At 54.0% G+C, this 998-nt stretch carries 1 protein-coding gene and 1 pseudogene; both read right to left on the reverse strand.

Annotation, left to right across the window (positions count from 1 at the left end; translation table 11 throughout):
- Nucleotides 1-626, reverse strand: a pseudogene (locus ACTJK7_RS29050) (hypothetical protein); the annotation flags it as partial.
- Nucleotides 616-861, reverse strand: coding sequence for a hypothetical protein (locus ACTJK7_RS29055; protein WP_440781114.1), 246 nt, complete (start codon nt 859-861; stop codon nt 616-618). The pseudogene ACTJK7_RS29050 and the gene ACTJK7_RS29055, both read right to left, overlap by 11 nt.
- Nucleotides 862-998: the final 137 nt, after the last annotated feature.

Raw genomic sequence — 998 nt, forward strand, 5'->3', positions numbered from 1 at the left:
CTGGTGAGGGTTTCGCCGTGGTAGAAACCGATGCCCATGCCGTATTGGCGGTGGATGCCGTATTGGGTCGCGCCCTGGGCTTCGATGATCCAGGCGGAGAGGGATTCCCAGGGGACGAAGACCGGTTCGGTGACGCCTTCGGGCATGAAGCAGACTTCGCGGCGTTGGCGGTTGAAACGGGTCGGGATGATTGAGGCGCGTTTTTTGTGGTTGTGGTGCCAGACGCCGAGGGTGATGAGCAGCATTAGAAAACAGGTTTCAATGGCAAGTCCTCTTGTCTCTTGAAAAATTCCTTCTATGTAACTCCAGATTTCGTCCCAACTATCTCCAAACATCAGCCCGAGAAAGCCGCCGACCAATGGAAAGAGAAAAGCGACTGAGAAAGACACGCTGAATGGCCCGCCCAAAGTCATTTGCCACATAAAAACCTCTGGCTTCCCCAACCCAAAATCCATGCAAACATCATTCAGCTCACCAATATGTGGACCATAAGGTGGAGTCAGTGTTGGTAAGGGTATTGGGGACAGATAGGTGACCTTACCACTCGGAAACGGCTCGACATCGCCTGCTTTTCGAGGTGTCTCGACTTGCGGGATAACTCCCGGCTCTACTGGATTATTCAGCATGATCGGCCTGCTCTAAAAACTGGGTTTCGACACGCAAAACCGGTGGTTTCTCTTTCACCAGTTGCGGAGCAATCACTACAAAGTGCCCCTCCCCCCGTGGATCGATATGAATGACACGAGTGCGCGATGTCCATTCACCTTTGTCGTTCAGGTTTTGAATACAGACGGCCAATTCCAGTGTTTCCTTCGCTGGCGTGAATTCGGCCCCCATGCGCTGTTTGGGAAAACAATTCATGCGCGGCGCTTACCCGTAGATGCCATACGCTGCACCTCGGCAAAGATCTCGGTGATCGGTCGATGCGGCTGGCGCTTTTGCAGTTGGCGCACCTGCTCGCTCAGGCGCAGCAACTCTTCACTCGGCTTGGCCCACTG

The sequence above is a fragment of the Pseudomonas sp. 22085 genome (genome assembly GCF_052045815.1).
GTDB classification, from domain to species: Bacteria; Pseudomonadota; Gammaproteobacteria; order Pseudomonadales; family Pseudomonadaceae; genus Aquipseudomonas; species Aquipseudomonas glycinae.

Bases quoted from the DNA above. Each gene is read 5' to 3' on its own strand.
- ACTJK7_RS29055 (WP_440781114.1), bottom strand. From the start codon at position 861: ATGAATTGTTTTCCCAAACAGCGCATGGGGGCCGAATTCACGCCAGCG.